Here is a 16,127-nt window from a genome sequence, read left to right as displayed (position 1 = left end):
GCCGTAAACGTCGCCCCTCCAGCTTCCGCCAACACCTTCGTAATCGCTGCTGTCAACGTCGTCTTACCATGGTCAACGTGACCAATCGTTCCAATGTTACAGTGCGGCTTCGTACGCTCAAACTTCTGCTTCGACATGGCTAACCCTTTCTGCCTCTTCGTCCTTCAAGATAACCCATCAGGTTATCCGGCCATCTTGGCCTTAATCTCATCCGACACATTGTTCGGAACTTGTTCATAGTGATCGAATACCATTGAGAACTGCGCCCGACCCTGACTCATGGACCGGAGGGTGTTCACATACCCAAACATGTTTGCCAACGGAACCATGGCGTCAATGACACGGGCGTTACCACGTTGATCCATACCGCCAACGTTGCCGCGACGACTATTCAAATCGCCAATGATATCACCCATATAGTCTTCTGGTGTAACAACTTCGACCTTCATCACAGGCTCAAGCAGCTTCGGACCCGCTTGCGGCAATCCTTCACGAACGGCCGCACGACCAGCGATCTCAAACGCCATAACGGACGAGTCAACATCGTGATAACCGCCATCATAGAGAGTGGCCTTAACCGCCGTCATTGGGAAGCCAGCAATAACACCGCTTTCCAACTGCGCCATAATCCCTTTCTCAACGCCAGGGATATACTCTTTGGGCACATTACCACCTGTAACAGTGTTAGCGAACGTGTTCGGTGAGCCAGGCTCAAGTGGTTCAAACTTGATTTTTACGCGGGCAAACTGACCACTACCACCAGACTGCTTCTTATGCGTGTAGTCGCAATCGAATTCCTTAGAGATGCTCTCACGATAGGCCACTTGAGGGGCACCAACGTTGGCCTCAACCTTAAACTCACGACGCATACGATCAACCAAGATCTCAAGATGAAGTTCGCCCATACCTTTAATGATGGTCTGACCACTTTCTTCATCCGACGAAACTCGGAAAGACGGATCTTCAGCAGCCAAACGCGCCAAAGCCATACCCATCTTCTCAACATCAGATTTTGTTTTTGGTTCTACAGCGACTTCGATAACCGGCTCAGGAAATTCCATACGCTCTAGAATAACCGGGTCCATTGTGTCACTCAGCGTATCACCCGTTGTGGTGTCCTTCATTCCGACCAAAGCTACAATGTCGCCAGCCGTGCATTCTTTAATTTCTTCACGGTTATTAGAATGCATCAGCAACATACGCCCAATACGTTCTTTTTTACCCTTGACCGTGTTCAGAACAAAAGCGCCACTGGCAACTTTACCGGAGTAAACACGAATAAAGGTCAGGGAGCCCACAAACGGATCATTCATAATCTTGAATGCCAAAGCGGAAAACGGCTCATTGGGATCAGAATGGCGAACGACGACCTTTTCTTCTTCACTGTCGGGCAGCAATCCATCAATAGGAGGCAAGTCCAGCGGGGATGGAAGATAATCAACAACAGCATCAAGAAGCGGCTGAACACCTTTATTTTTAAAAGCTGAGCCACAGAGCACAGGCACAAAGACTCGAGCAATTGCCCCCTTGCGAATACACGCCTTCAACGTTGCTTCGTCCGGCTCATTACCTTCAAGATAGGCTTCCATAGCCGCATCATCTGATTCAACAGCCGTTTCCAGCAAGATTTCACGCAACTCGTTAGCTCGATCCTGCAGTTCAGCTGGAATATCGATGTAATCATATTCTGCGCCCAGATCTTCGCCTTTCCAGACGATCGCCTTCATGCGGATAAGATCAACAACCCCCTCAAACTCTGCCTCAGAGCCGATGGGGAAATTCAAAATCAATGGTTTTGCAGCAAGACGATCAACCATCATACGAACGCAGCGATCAAAGTCTGCGCCCATCCGGTCCATTTTATTCACAAAGCAAATACGTGGAACCTTATATTTGTCTGCCTGACGCCAAACCGTTTCTGATTGCGGCTCAACACCAGCAACAGAGTCAAAAACGCATACCGCACCATCCAAAACGCGCAGAGACCGCTCCACCTCAATTGTGAAGTCAACGTGGCCAGGCGTATCAATGATATTGATGCGATGATCGTGCCAAAAACAGGTCGTCGCTGCAGACGTAATCGTAATGCCGCGTTCCTGCTCTTGCTCCATCCAGTCCATAGTTGCATTGCCATCATGCACCTCGCCAATCTTATGGGATCGGCCAGTGTAATACAGCACGCGCTCTGTGGTCGTCGTTTTACCCGCATCAATGTGCGCCATGATGCCGATGTTACGGTACCGATCGAGGGGGGTGTCTGTAGACGACATTACTAAATACTCTTCAATTCTCTAAAAAATTTACCAGCGATAATGTGCAAAAGCCTTGTTGGCTTCAGCCATACGATGCGTATCTTCACGTTTTTTGACGGCACCGCCACGGTTAGCCATGGCATCCATCAATTCGCCAGACAGGCGATCAACCATTGTGGTCTCGCTGCGGGAGCGGGCATAAGAAACCAACCAACGAAAGGCCAATGCTTGACGGCGCTCAGGACGAACCTCAACAGGCACCTGATATGTCGCACCACCTACGCGGCGAGAGCGAACCTCAACAGCCGGCTTGATGTTCTCAACGGCTTCATGAAACACCTTAACTGGGTCCTGACCTGTCTTGGCCGATATCTTATCCAAGGCATCATAAACGATATGCTCTGCCGTTGACTTCTTACCCTGAAGCATGACGGAGTTAATAAATTTGGCGATCACAAGATCTCCGAACTTAGCGTCCGGAAGAATTTCTCGTTTCTCAGCTGCGTGACGGCGTGACATTTCAGATGTTCCTCTTACTCAAAGCCACTATTTGGGCCGCTTGGCGCCGTATTTGGATCTACGCTGGCGGCGGTCACCCACACCCTGCGTATCCAACGTGCCGCGAATAATGTGATAGCGAACGCCAGGCAAATCCTTCACACGACCACCACGGATCATGACCACGGAGTGCTCCTGGAGGTTATGCCCCTCACCTGGAATGTAGCTCGTCACCTCAAAGCCATTTGTGAGGCGCACACGCGCCACCTTACGAAGCGCTGAGTTCGGCTTCTTAGGTGTTGTTGTGTAAACACGCGTGCAGACGCCACGTTTTTGAGGACAAGCCTGCATAGCAGGGACTTTATTACGCTTAACGGGACGCGTACGTCCCTTCCGCACCATTTGGTTGACCGTTGGCATTCGCCCGATCCCTTTTACTCAAGTTCAACAGCACTGCCCTGAAGGCTGATTAGGTAGCCCGACAGACAGCAAGCAAAATCGGAACACTCGTACGCACAAAAGGCGCTACGGTGTGATCCGACCGTTCTCGTTTGGCCAAAAAGGCCTATGTAAATACGCTAAATTAGGTTTCGCTGCCCGCGTTTAGACCGCATCAGGGTCTACCACCGGACGCCTTATTAAGCGGGGCGGAATATATGGGCGGCTCTACCTGCCGTCAACCCTAGAATCCGCCCATTTCAGGGTTTCTTTACTTAAAACAACAAAAGGCCCCAGTTGAACAATAAACACGATCAACTGGGGGAAAACGCTCACTCTGCGGGCGCTGCTGGCACCTCAACTTCTTCAGCATCAGCTTCTGCTGCAGCAAGGGCTGCTGCGGCCTCAGCTTCTTTAGCTGACTGCAATTCAAGGTCACGCGCTGCCGCTATGCCCTTCAATTCGTTCATCAGAGCTCCGGTTCCTGCTGGGATCAATCGACCAACAATAACGTTTTCTTTGAGCCCAATCAGACTGTCGACTTTTCCGGTAACCGCAGCTTCGGTCAAGACTCGGGTCGTTTCCTGGAAAGACGCTGCTGAAACGAAAGATTGAGTTTGCAGACTTGCTTTTGTAATGCCCTGCAGGACGGGAAGACCAATAGCTGGCTTACCTCCATCATCCTTAGTCCGCGCATTTTCAGTATCGAATTCAAGACGGTCAACCAACTCGCCAACAAGGAAAGTGGTATCTCCCGTGCCTGTAATTTCAACCTTCTGAAGCATCTGGCGAACAATGACTTCGATATGCTTGTCGTTGATCTTCACGCCTTGCAATCGATACACGTCCTGAATTTCTTTGATCAGATAATCAGCCAAAGCCTCGATGCCCATAACCCTCAAAATATCATGAGGAACGGGATTACCATCAAGCAAGGCATCGCCTTTTTGAACGTAATCCCCTTCTTGGACAGCAAGGTGCTTACCCTTCGGCACCATGTACTCAACTGGCTCGCCATCATCAGGTCTGACGACGATTCGGCGCTTAGACTTATAGTCCTTACCAAACTCAACACGCCCCTCGCCTTCAGAAATGATTGCGTGGTCTTTAGGCTTGCGCGCTTCAAACAACTCCGCAACACGTGGCAAACCACCTGTAATATCGCGGGTCTTGGAGCCTTCACGTGGAATACGGGCTAGCACATCACCAGCATCAACCTTCTGACCATCTTCAACGGACAAAATAGCATCCACACTCATAAAGTAGCGCGCTTCCATGCCATTACCCAGCATGAGAACCTCACCGCCTTTATCCGCCGCTTTATCACGTAAAGTCACACGAGGCTTTAGATCAGAACCGCGCGGTTGCTGTTTCCAGTCAACCACCACTTTGGAGGAGATGCCCGTCGCTTCATCCATGATTTCACGCACGGACAGCCCTTCGACGAGATCGATATAGTGAACGATACCTGCCTTTTCAGTGATAATAGGAACCGTATACGGATCCCACTCAGCCAGCTTATCGCCCTTGGAAACTGCCTGCTTATCTTTAATCAACAGTTTCGCACCATAAGGCACCTTGTGACGTGCGCGCTCGCGGTCATTACTATCAATAAGCACAATCTCGCAGTTCCGAGACATTACGATATCGACTTTATCGGAGTTTTTAACGAGGTTCTTGTTAACCAACTTCACTTTGGAGTCGAAGGCGGCCTCAATGGCAGACTGCTCTGCACCACGCTGCGCTGCACCACCAATGTGGAACGTTCGCATAGTCAGCTGAGTTCCTGGCTCTCCGATGGACTGAGCTGCAATGACACCTACAGCTTCACCGGTATTAACCCTTGTGCCGCGTGACAAGTCACGACCGTAACATTTAGCACAGATGCCCGAAACTGTTTCACAGGTCAGAGGAGAGCGCATTTTAATGCGCTCGACGTTCGCTGTTTCGATAACCTCAACATCTGCCTCATCCAACAAATGCCCTGACTTGAACAGAACGTCTCCTGACGCTGGGTCAACGATATCCTCAAGCACTGTACGCCCCAGCACACGCTCGCCAAGAGAGACAACAACGTCACCACCTTCGATAAGAGGTAATGCGTCAATACCGATTTTTGTTCCGCAATCGTCTTCGACAATGATCGCGTCCTGCGCCACGTCAACCAGACGACGCGTCAGGTAACCAGAGTTAGCCGTCTTCAGAGCCGTATCGGCCAAGCCTTTACGAGCACCGTGAGTCGAGTTGAAGTATTCAAGAACGGTCAGCCCCTCTTTAAAGTTGGAGATGATTGGCGTTTCAATGATTTCGCCAGACGGCTTTGCCATCAACCCACGCATACCGGCCAACTGTTTCATCTGGGCAGCAGAACCACGAGCACCAGAGTGGGCCATCATGAACACAGCATTAATTTCTTTGCCGTCTTCCATCTTAGAAATTTCGCCCATCATGGCTTCAGCGACACGTTCCGTGCAGTGAGACCAAGCATCAACGACCTTGTTGTATTTCTCACCTTGGGTGATCAATCCATCTTGATACTGTTGCTCAAATACTTTGACCTGATTTTCAGTGTCATTAACCATCTTATCTTTGGTCGCGGGGATCAACAGATCGTCTTTACCAAACGAAATGCCTGCTTTCGCGGCATAACGGAAACCAAGCGACATAATGTGATCACAGAAAATAACCGTCTCTTTTTGACCACAGTGACGATAAACAACGTCGATAACTTCCTGAATATCCTTCTTACGCAATAAGCTGTTGATCAAAGAGAATGGCACTTTTGGATTGCGCGGCAGTTCTTCTGACAAAATCATGCGCCCAGGAGTCGAATCAACTGTCAGCGTAACAGGATCACCGTTTTCATCAACTGTATGATAACGCGCCTTAATCTTAGCGTGGACCGAGACCTGACGTGTTTGCAGTGCATGCTCAATTTCAGCAAGGTCAGTAAACACCATACCTTCGCCTAACTCGCCATCACGCTCCATGGACAGATAGTAAAGCCCAAGAATCATATCCTGTGTCGGAACGATAATTGGCTTACCGTTCGCCGGACTGAGAATATTATTTGTGGACATCATGAGAACCCGAGCTTCCAACTGCGCTTCAAGCGACAGAGGAACGTGCACGGCCATTTGGTCCCCATCGAAGTCAGCGTTAAACGCTGTACAGACAAGCGGGTGCAACTGGATAGCTTTTCCTTCGATAAGCACCGGTTCAAAAGCTTGAATACCAAGACGGTGCAACGTCGGCGCACGATTGAGAAGCACAGGATGCTCTCTGATGACTTCCTCTAAAATATCCCAGACTTCGGGACGCTCTTTCTCAACCATACGCTTGGCGGCCTTAATCGTGGTGGCCATGCCGTAGAGTTCCAACTTGGAGTACACAAAAGGCTTGAATAACTCGAGCGCCATTTTCTTAGGAATACCGCACTGATGCAGTTTTAACTCGGGTCCAACAACGATAACTGAGCGGCCGGAGTAATCGACACGCTTACCCAGCAAGTTCTGCCGGAAACGCCCTTGCTTACCCTTAAGCATGTCAGACAAAGATTTTAGCGGACGCTTATTCGCACCTGTAATCGCACGACCACGACGCCCATTATCAAACAAGGCGTCAACAGATTCTTGCAACATCCGTTTTTCGTTGCGGATGATGATGTCTGGTGCCCGAAGTTCAATAAGGCGCTTGAGGCGATTGTTCCGGTTGATAACGCGACGATATAGATCGTTTAAATCCGATGTCGCGAAACGGCCGCCATCGAGAGGAACGAGAGGGCGCAGTTCCGGCGGAATAACAGGAACAACTTCCAAAATCATCCATTCCGGACGCGCGCCAGAAACCAGGAACGCCTCAACGAGCTTAAGGCGCTTGACGTATTTTTTACGTTTTGCTTCTGAGCCAGTTTCACGAAGATCGACTTTTAATTGATCACGCTCTTCATCGAGATCAATTTGCTCTAACATCACCCGAATAGCTTCGGCACCGATGCCGACTTCAAAGCCATCTTCACCATACTCATCAACGAGGCGTTGATATTGCTCTTCGTTCAGTAATTCGCCTTGCTCAAGCGGAGTGACGCGCGGGTCCATGACGACATAGCTCTCGAAGTACAAAACACGCTCGAGATCTTTAAGGGTCATGTCCAGAAGCAAACCAATGCGACTTGGCAGTGACTTCATAAACCAAATGTGTGCGACTGGGGCCGCGAGCTCAATGTGGCCCATTCGGTCACGGCGTACTTTCGACAGCGTAACTTCGACACCACATTTCTCGCAGATAATGCCCTTATACTTCATGCGTTTATACTTACCGCACAGGCACTCATAATCTTTAATGGGTCCAAAGATACGCGCGCAGAACAGACCATCCCGTTCCGGCTTGAAGGTCCGATAGTTGATGGTTTCCGGTTTCTTGATCTCACCGAAAGACCACGAGCGAATTTTCTCAGGGCTGGCTATAGAAATTCGGATCTGGTCAAAAGACTCCGTACCAGACGGTTGTCCGAAAATTTTCATCAATTCGTTCATCTGCGTTCTCCTTGGAACCATGGGCATCCTTGCCGGGTTCCTATTTCGTGTGCGTCTTACATCAAGTCTTCAGTAGTTCATCTTCACTACCTGAAACTAAAGACGCCCTTACGATGTTCCGCTATGGCTTAATTCAACATCCAAGCAAAGTGATCTCATTTCTTTAACCAAGACGTTGAAAGATTCTGGGATACCAGCTTCAAACGTATCATCACCGCGAACAATGGATTCATAGACTTTGGTTCTGCCAGACACGTCATCGGACTTTACAGTCAACATTTCTTGAAGTGTGTAGGCAGCTCCGTAAGCTTCCAATGCCCAAACTTCCATTTCACCGAAGCGCTGTCCGCCAAACTGGGCTTTACCGCCAAGGGGCTGTTGCGTGACCAGTGAATACGGACCAATGGAGCGCGCGTGAATTTTATCATCGACCAAGTGATGCAGTTTCAGCATGTAAATATAGCCGACAGTTACTTTACGATCGAACGGTTCGCCCGTAGTGCCATCGTAAAGTGTGACTTGACCAGACGTATCCAGACCAGCCTTCTCTAACATTTCAGCAATATCGCTTTCTCGCGCTCCATCAAAAACTGGTGTCGCAATCGGAACACCGTTCTGCATATTGGTCGTTAGTTCTATTAGCTCATTCTCTTGAAGTGGATGAATGTCTGACTTGTAATCTTTTTCTCCATAGACGTTCTTCATGAACGCCCGGATATCCTTGTCAGATTTAGTCGTCTTGTATGACGCGAGAAGCTCTCCGATCTGAACACCGAGACCGCGGCACGCCCAACCAAGGTGAGTTTCAAGAATTTGCCCCACGTTCATGCGCGATGGCACGCCTAGCGGATTCAACACGATGTCGGCCTGAGTACCATCTTCGAGATATGGCATATCTTCGATCGGAACGATCTTAGAGATCACTCCCTTGTTTCCATGACGACCGGCCATCTTGTCACCAGGTTGAAGCTTGCGCTTAACGGCAACAAAAACTTTAACCATTTTGAGAACACCCGGGGGCAGTTCGTCACCGCGTTGCAGTTTCTCAACCTTGTCATCGAATCTCTCATCAATGACAGCAACACTGTTTTCGAAGGACTTTTTGAGTTCCTCTACGTCTGCCATGACTTGGTCATTAGCAATCACAATTTGACGCCATTGACCTGGCGTCAACGCAGCCAGAACGTCCTCGGTTACCATCTTGCCTTCTTCCACGCCCTTTGGCCCGGAGACAATTTTTCTATTGAGGATAAGCTCTTTGAAACGTTCATTCAAAGAACGCTCTAGAATTGCTTTTTCATCATCACGGTCTTTGACGAGTTGCTCAATTTCCATGCGCTCAATGGCAAGGGCACGCTCATCTTTATCGATACCGCGGCGATTAAACACTCGCACTTCAACAACAGTCCCTGTGGCCCCCGGCGACACCTTCATCGATGTGTCGCGAACGTCTGAAGCTTTTTCACCGAAGATTGCACGGAGCAATTTTTCTTCCGGCGTCACAGGGCTTTCACCTTTTGGCGTCACTTTACCAACGAGAATATCCCCTGGTCCAACTTCAGCACCGACATAAACGATACCAGCTTCGTCAAGATTGCCGAGAGCTTCTTCGCCAACGTTTGGAATATCACGTGTGATCTCTTCCTGACCCAGCTTGGTGTCACGGGCCATGATTTCAAACTCTTCAATATGGATCGATGTAAACACGTCATCCCGAACAATGCGTTCTGAGATCAAAATTGAATCTTCGAAGTTGTAACCATTCCACGGCATAAACGCGACAAGCACGTTACGGCCCAAGGCAAGCTCGCCGAGTTGTGTCGACGGACCGTCAGCAATGATATCAGCCTTTGCAACGATATCTCCAACCTTCACCAAGGGGCGTTGGTTGATGCACGTATTTTGGTTAGATCTTTGGAACTTTTGCAAACGATAAATATCAACACCGGGTGCAGAAGAAGATGTGTCTTCTGTTGCGCGCACAACAATACGTGTCGCATCAATCTGCTGAACAACACCAGAGCGGCGGGCCGTGACGGATGCCCCAGAATCCTGGGCGACAACATCTTCGATACCCGTGCCAACGAGCGGCGCTTCGGCACGGAGGAGCGGCACTGCTTGCCGTTGCATGTTAGACCCCATGAGGGCGCGGTTCGCATCATCGTTTTCAAGGAATGGAATCAATGCCGCCGCGACAGAAACTAACTGTTTGGGCGAAACGTCCATGTAGTCAATTTCTTCTGGCGGTATCATCACAAAATCGCCTGCCTTCCGGCAGTTAATCAGATCATCTTGGAAGCGGCCCGTTTTTTCATCAATAGGCTCGTTAGCTTGAGCGATTTTATAGCGCCCCTCTTCCATAGCCGACTGATAAACGACTTCATTAGTGACTTTTCCGTTCACCACTTTGCGGTAAGGGCTCTCAATAAAGCCGTACTTATTAACCCGCGCGAACGTCGCCAAACTGTTGATCAAACCAATGTTTGGACCTTCTGGCGTTTCAATTGGACAAATCCGACCGTAGTGAGTTGGGTGAACGTCACGGACTTCAAAACCTGCACGCTCACGGGTCAGACCACCCGGCCCAAGCGCAGAAAGACGACGCTTGTGCGTAATTTCTGATAGTGGGTTTGTCTGGTCCATAAACTGAGACAGTTGTGAAGATCCAAAGAACTCTCGAACAGCTGCTGCAGCCGGCTTAGCATTAATCAAGTCATGCGGCATGACCGTATCAATCTCAACAGAGCTCATACGTTCACGAATGGCACGCTCCATGCGCAACAAACCGACACGATACTGATTTTCCATCAGTTCACCGACTGAACGTACACGACGATTACCGAGGTGATCGATATCATCGATATCACCCTTGCCGTCTTTAAGCTGCACCAGCACTTTGACAATGCTCAGGATATCTTCTTTGCGCAGAACGCGTGTCGTATCTGGAACATCATCGAGGCTGAAGTCCAACCGCGCATTCATCTTCACTCGACCGACAGCTGACAAATCGTAACGTTCGGAGTCAAAGAACAAGCTACGGTACATTGCAGAAGCCGTATCAAGTGTGGGTGGCTCGCCGGGACGCATGACGCGATAAATATCGACCAATGCTTCTTCACGCGTTGTGTTTTTATCCAGCGCAAGCGTATTGCGGATATACGGCCCAATATTCACGCCATCAATCGCAAGAACATCAATAGATGTAATTTTCTGCTCGAGAAGTTCCTCGAGCATTTCCTCTGTAATTTCAGCACCGGCTTCAGCATGAATCTCGCCGGTCTCCAGATTAACAATCTCTTTAGCAATAAACTTGCCAATCAATTCTTCAGTCGAAATGCGAAGTTCCTTGACCCCGTCTTTCTCGAGTTTCGCAGCAACCCGGGTTGAGAGCTTGCTACCAGCTTCAACTTTGACACGCCCAGTTTTGGCATCCACTAAGTCGAACGGCAACTTAGCGCCCTTCATACGCTCAGCATCAAAAGGCGTCTTCCAGCCCTTTTTATCAAACGTATATGTGACTGTGTCGTAGAAGTAGTCGAGGATCTCCTCGGAACTCATACCTGTGATTTCATGGGCATCAATAGTCTTACCTTGCTTAGCGCGCTTGGCTCTCAGTTCTTCAGACTCAATACTGTCCAAAGCATAAAGCAAGGTCGTGACTGGCAACTTACGACGGCGATCAATACGCACATAGACGAGATCTTTCGCATCAAATTCGAAGTCAAGCCAAGAACCACGATAAGGAATAACGCGCGCAGCAAACAAGTACTTGCCGGACGAGTGCGTTTTGCCTCTATCGTGATCAAAAAACACGCCCGGAGAACGATGCATCTGCGATACTATAACGCGCTCTGTCCCATTGATGATAAAGGTGCCGTTGTCAGTCATCAAAGGCATATCGCCCATGTAAACATCTTGCTCTTTGATGTCGCGTACAGACCGGGCACCAGTCTCTTCGTCAATGTCCCAAACGACCAAGCGCAGCGTCACCTTTAATGGAGCAGAAAAAGTCAGCCCCCGTTGACGACACTCATCAACGTCATACTTCGGGTCTTCCAAATCATAGGCGACAAACTCAAGCTCGCCCTTACCGCTAAAATCTTTAATCGGAAAGACAGACTTGAAGACTTCCTGAAGCCCCGACACTTCACGCTCAGCAGCGGAAGCTCCTGTGCGCAAAAAAGTATCGTAAGAGCTTTTCTGAACCTCAATGAGGTTAGGCATGGTCGCCACTGAAGGAATGCGACCAAAATTCTTACGGATCCACTTACGACCGGTGAACGACTTCGACATGAGTGATCCTCACTAGTTGACGTTTGAACCGCAATCAAGGGCAACAAACGGATTAGGCAGAGACACGAATACGATGACGACAGGGGCTAAGCATTCTAACGACCAAGCCCCTCTCGTCATCGAACCTCAACGACAAACAGCTGCGATACCGCAGCGAAAAAATGGTGCGAGAAGCAGTACCCAGTGGCACTGCTTCCCAAACACCGAACTTTTATAGCCGCTTGAATTACTTGAGCTCCACTTTAGCTCCAGCTTCTTCCAGCTTCTTCTTGATTTCTTCAGCTTCGGCCTTAGGCACACCTTCTTTAACAGGCTTAGGTGCACCCTCAACGAGGTCTTTAGCTTCTTTAAGGCCGAGACCGGTGATGGCCCGGACTTCTTTAATAACGTTGATTTTCTTATCGCCGACTTCAGCAAGAATAACGTCAAAGTCGTCTTTTGCTTCTGCGGCTTCACCGCCAGCAACCGCACCACCGGCAGCAGCGACAGCTACTGGCGCAGCGGCAGAGACGCCCCATTTTTCTTCGAGCATTTTAGAAAGCTCTGCAGCTTCCAAAACAGTCAGGTTAGAGAGGTCGTCTGCAATTTTTTCTAGATCAGCCATTGATTGGCACTCCAATTAAGGTTTGAACAGGTTTCTTTACGGATCAGCGTCAAGCGGCTTCGCCCTGCTGGGCCTTGGCATTGAGAACACGAGCCAACTGACCGCCTGGAGCTTGAAGCACCCCTGCGATACGCGTGGCTGGCGTAGAGATCATGCCAACAAGCTTGGCACGGAGTTCGTCCAAAGATGGCAGTTTGGCTAGGGCACCGACTTGCGCGATGTCCATAATCTGTCCATCCAGGGATCCACCCAGAATCACTAGATTCTCATTGTCCTTGGCAAAGTTTGCGCACACTTTTGCAGCTGCGACCGGATCCTCTGAATAGGCAATTGCCGTTGGTCCGGTAAACAACTCGCTCAAGTCTTCAAACTTGGTTCCTGCTAAGGCAAGACGCGTGAGCCGATTTTTAGTGACACGGAATCCAGCCCCCGCCTCACGCGCTTTGCCACGCAGGTCCTCAAGTTGTTTAACAGTCAGGCCCTTGTAATGGGTGACTGCAACAAACGATTGGCCCTGGAGCAATGCGTTGAGAGAGGAAATCAGATCCTGTTTTTGCTCTCGGTTCACATCCGTCTCCGCTACGAAGGTTCTCGGCATAAAAGCTGCCTCGAACCAGTTGCACATGATGTCAGTCAACAAACTCGCACGACCAACATCGCTCATGTCCTGCCGCAGAAGTGCCGATCCGTTGTTGGCTCTTAGTCAAACCAATACGAATATCCACTCCCATCTATGATGGCGGCCTATGCCATTAAGCCCACCGGTTTCCCGGAAAGACGCCACCAGTCTCGGACAGGCTGCGAAACCCTAAGGTTCCGCCTTTCAGCCCCCTCAAAAGCTTGAAGAGACCGAAAGCCTTTAGCTGTCAGCCAGCGCTTGCTTCACTAACAGTAACTTTGACACCCGGCCCCATTGTGGAGCTGAGCGAAATCTTCTTTAAGTATGTGCCTTTAGCGCCGGTTGGCTTAGCTTTTAAAATAGCGCCAAGAAATGCCTGGAGGTTCTCGCTTAACTGCTGCTCAGAGAAGCTTGCCTTACCAATCCCTGCATGGACCAAGCCAGCCTTCTCAACTCTGAACTGAACTTCACCAGCTTTAGCGTTTTTAACGGCCGTTTCGACATCAGGCGTCACAGTTCCAAGCTTTGGGTTTGGCATTAAGCCGCGTGGACCGAGCACCTTACCAAGCTTACCAACAACACCCATCATATCTGGCGTTGCAATAACGCGGTCAAAGCCTGTTTCTCCAGCTTGGATTTTCTCGGCTAAATCATCTCCACCAACAAAATCAGCACCCGCAGCCTTGGCCGCCTCAGCTTTATCGCCTTTTGCAAACACAGCGACGCGCATAGTCTTACCTGTACCATGTGGCAAAGCGACAACGCCTCTAACATTTTGGTCAGCATGGCGAGGATCGACACCAAGGTTCAGAGCCAATTCAATCGTTTCATCAAACTTTGCCGTAGCCCGCTCTTTAATCATCTTAACGGCATCATCAACGGAGTAAAAAGCATCGCGATCAATGGCTTCGTAGCTCGACGTTAGGCGTTTTCCTTTTTTTGCCATAATCTTTACCCCACCACTTCCAAGCCAATTGAACGTGCCGAGCCCTCAACCTGAAGCATGGCAGCTTCAATTGTTGCACAGTTCAAATCAGGCATTTTTTGTTCAGCAATCTCGCGTATTTGGGCTTTGGTCACAGAACCGGCGATGTCACGACCTGGTGTTGAGCCGCCCTTTTTCTTCTTAGACGCTTTGATCAAGAAATAACTCGTAGGAGGAGTTTTTGTTTGAAAGGTAAATGAACGGTCCGCGTAAACCGTAATTACGGTCGGAACCGGCACCCCTTGCTCCATTTGCTGCGTTGACGCATTAAACGCCTTGCAGAATTCCATAATATTTACACCACGTTGACCAAGCGCTGGACCGACCGGTGGGGACGGGTTCGCTTGGCCAGCCGCAATCTGCAACTTAATATAGCCTGTTATCTTCTTCGCCATGTTATCACCTCAGCAATTGCGCCAAATTACCCTTCAGCGCGCCGGGTCCGTGGTACGGTTCTCCGAGGCCTTTCGGAGACGACCTCCCACAGAATTCCTATAGTTTTTCGACCTGACTGTATTCCAGTTCGACAGGTGTCGAACGACCAAAAATGGACACTGAAACCTTCAATCTGGCCTTCTCTTCATCAATATCTTCAACAAATCCGTTAAACGACGAGAACGGACCGTCGCTCACACGAACTTGCTCACCAACCTCAAATACCACCGAGGGTTTCGGACGCTCTATCCCTTCCTGCACCTGACGCATAATTTGCTCAGCTTCAGATTGGGAGATCGGCGATGGCTTACCTTGACCACCCAGAAAACCTGTGACTTTCGGCGTGTTTTGGACCAAATGCCAACTCTCGTTGGTCAGGTCCATTTTAATCAACACATAGCCTGGAAAGAACTTGCGCTCCGCATTGACCTTAGCCCCGCGACGCATTTCCACAACTTCTTCAATAGGCACAAGCACTTCTTCGATCTTGTCAGCCATATTTTGCTGCACAGCTTGCTCTCGGATCGACTGAGCCACTTTACTCTCGAATCCAGAATAAACGTGCAACACATACCACTTAGCAGACATTCTATCGGCCCCTTACCCAAACAACCATGAGACGCCGAGGCTGAGAATTTTGTCTACCACCAAGAAAAAAACCGCAAAAATACTGCAGAATATAAAAACCAGGAGCACCGACACGGATGCTTCTCTGCGGCTCGGCCATGTCACTTTAGACATTTCCTGCCTAACCTGCCGAACAAACTGACCTGGTGTGGTTCTTGCCATTTTCTCTTTTTCGTCCGACCTAAATAACCCAACGTCTCAGGCAGTTTTGCCTTTTGTTTTCAACACCTAAGACGGAATGAACGACTGTCAAAAAGAAATTCAAATTAAAGCCCAGGCAGGCATTTATAGGGTGGCAGGGGTGATAGGACTCGAACCTACAGCCCCCGGTTTTGGAGACCGGTGCTCTACCAATTGAGCTACACCCCTACACTTTAAGTGGCCGCCCTTAGAACCGGTGCCATCCACATGAAAGATTACGTGGAACCCACCGCCATATTTGCCTAGTGCCTTAATATCTTTGACTAAAACTTCGCTCTAACCGCCGTCTTGGGCGCAAAAAAACTTGTCCGGTCGACACAGGTGTGACGACCGGATGGCGGTCTATAGCGCGCACTGACCAGGAAAATCAAGGCTTTTTAACGATTTACCTGAGCACAAACGCGGTATTTAGCTCAACGCTCTATAAGACCGCCTAAATATTGCCTATTCGATAATTTTAGCGACGACCCCGGCACCGACGGTACGACCGCCTTCGCGGATAGCGAAGCGCAGACCATCATCCATGGCAATCGGGGCAATCAGGTTGACCTGCATGGAAATATTATCTCCAGGCATAACCATCTCTGTCCCTTCCGGAAGCTCAATCGTCCCCGTCACGTCCGTCGTGCGGAAGTAAAAC

Annotated in this window: 13 protein-coding genes and 1 tRNA gene; all 14 read right to left on the bottom strand. The window is 49.6% G+C overall.

Going from position 1 to position 16,127, the window contains the following annotated elements; translation table 11 throughout:
- On the bottom strand, positions 1-137 hold a 137-nt coding region (locus RIC29_03955), incomplete at its 3' end, for a GTP-binding protein (GenBank protein ID MEQ8734053.1).
- Between the two features lie 45 nt (positions 138-182).
- Positions 183-2,270 (bottom strand): elongation factor G, encoded by a 2,088-nt coding sequence (fusA, locus tag RIC29_03950; GenBank protein MEQ8734052.1) that lies wholly within the window; start codon positions 2,268-2,270, stop codon positions 183-185.
- A 30-nt stretch (positions 2,271-2,300) separates the two neighbouring features.
- Positions 2,301-2,771: a 30S ribosomal protein S7 gene (rpsG, locus tag RIC29_03945; GenBank protein ID MEQ8734051.1), complete on the bottom strand. Its 471-nt coding sequence runs from the start codon at positions 2,769-2,771 to the stop codon at positions 2,301-2,303.
- Between the two features lie 27 nt (positions 2,772-2,798).
- Complete coding sequence (gene rpsL / locus RIC29_03940) at positions 2,799-3,170, bottom strand: 30S ribosomal protein S12 (protein ID MEQ8734050.1); 372 nt, start codon at positions 3,168-3,170, stop codon at positions 2,799-2,801.
- Positions 3,171-3,520: 350 nt separating this feature from the next.
- On the bottom strand, positions 3,521-7,723 hold the full coding sequence (gene rpoC, locus RIC29_03935) for a DNA-directed RNA polymerase subunit beta' (GenBank protein MEQ8734049.1): 4,203 nt from the start codon (positions 7,721-7,723) through the stop codon (positions 3,521-3,523).
- A gap of 108 nt (positions 7,724-7,831) precedes the next feature.
- Positions 7,832-12,016, bottom strand: a complete 4,185-nt coding sequence (gene rpoB / locus RIC29_03930) for a DNA-directed RNA polymerase subunit beta (protein MEQ8734048.1) — start codon at positions 12,014-12,016, stop codon at positions 7,832-7,834.
- A gap of 226 nt (positions 12,017-12,242) precedes the next feature.
- Positions 12,243-12,620, bottom strand: a complete 378-nt coding sequence (gene rplL / locus RIC29_03925; protein MEQ8734047.1) for a 50S ribosomal protein L7/L12 — start codon at positions 12,618-12,620, stop codon at positions 12,243-12,245.
- Between the two features lie 49 nt (positions 12,621-12,669).
- On the bottom strand, positions 12,670-13,188 hold the full coding sequence (gene rplJ, locus RIC29_03920) for a 50S ribosomal protein L10 (protein ID MEQ8734046.1): 519 nt from the start codon (positions 13,186-13,188) through the stop codon (positions 12,670-12,672).
- 298 nt (positions 13,189-13,486) lie between these two features.
- Positions 13,487-14,185 (bottom strand): 50S ribosomal protein L1, encoded by a 699-nt coding sequence (gene rplA / locus RIC29_03915; GenBank protein ID MEQ8734045.1) that lies wholly within the window; start codon positions 14,183-14,185, stop codon positions 13,487-13,489.
- Between the two features lie 5 nt (positions 14,186-14,190).
- Entirely contained in the window at positions 14,191-14,619 is a 429-nt protein-coding gene (rplK, locus tag RIC29_03910) for a 50S ribosomal protein L11 (GenBank protein MEQ8734044.1), read from the bottom strand.
- A gap of 97 nt (positions 14,620-14,716) precedes the next feature.
- On the bottom strand, positions 14,717-15,247 hold the full coding sequence (nusG, locus tag RIC29_03905; GenBank protein MEQ8734043.1) for a transcription termination/antitermination protein NusG: 531 nt from the start codon (positions 15,245-15,247) through the stop codon (positions 14,717-14,719).
- Between the two features lie 12 nt (positions 15,248-15,259).
- The gene (gene secE / locus RIC29_03900) at positions 15,260-15,448 is read right to left on the bottom strand and encodes a preprotein translocase subunit SecE (GenBank protein ID MEQ8734042.1); all 189 of its coding nucleotides are present in this window, start codon (positions 15,446-15,448) and stop codon (positions 15,260-15,262) included.
- A gap of 131 nt (positions 15,449-15,579) precedes the next feature.
- Positions 15,580-15,655 (bottom strand) — tRNA-Trp (locus tag RIC29_03895).
- 276 nt (positions 15,656-15,931) lie between these two features.
- Positions 15,932-16,127, bottom strand: a 196-nt coding sequence (gene tuf, locus RIC29_03890) for an elongation factor Tu (GenBank protein MEQ8734041.1), incomplete at its 5' end; no start/stop codon positions are given.

It is taken from the genome of Rhodospirillaceae bacterium, from assembly GCA_040219235.1.
Classification (GTDB): Bacteria; Pseudomonadota; Alphaproteobacteria; order Rhodospirillales; family Rhodospirillaceae; genus WLXB01.
The sequence above is the reverse complement of the archived record's forward strand: the minus strand, read 5'-3'. Positions and strand labels throughout refer to the sequence as shown.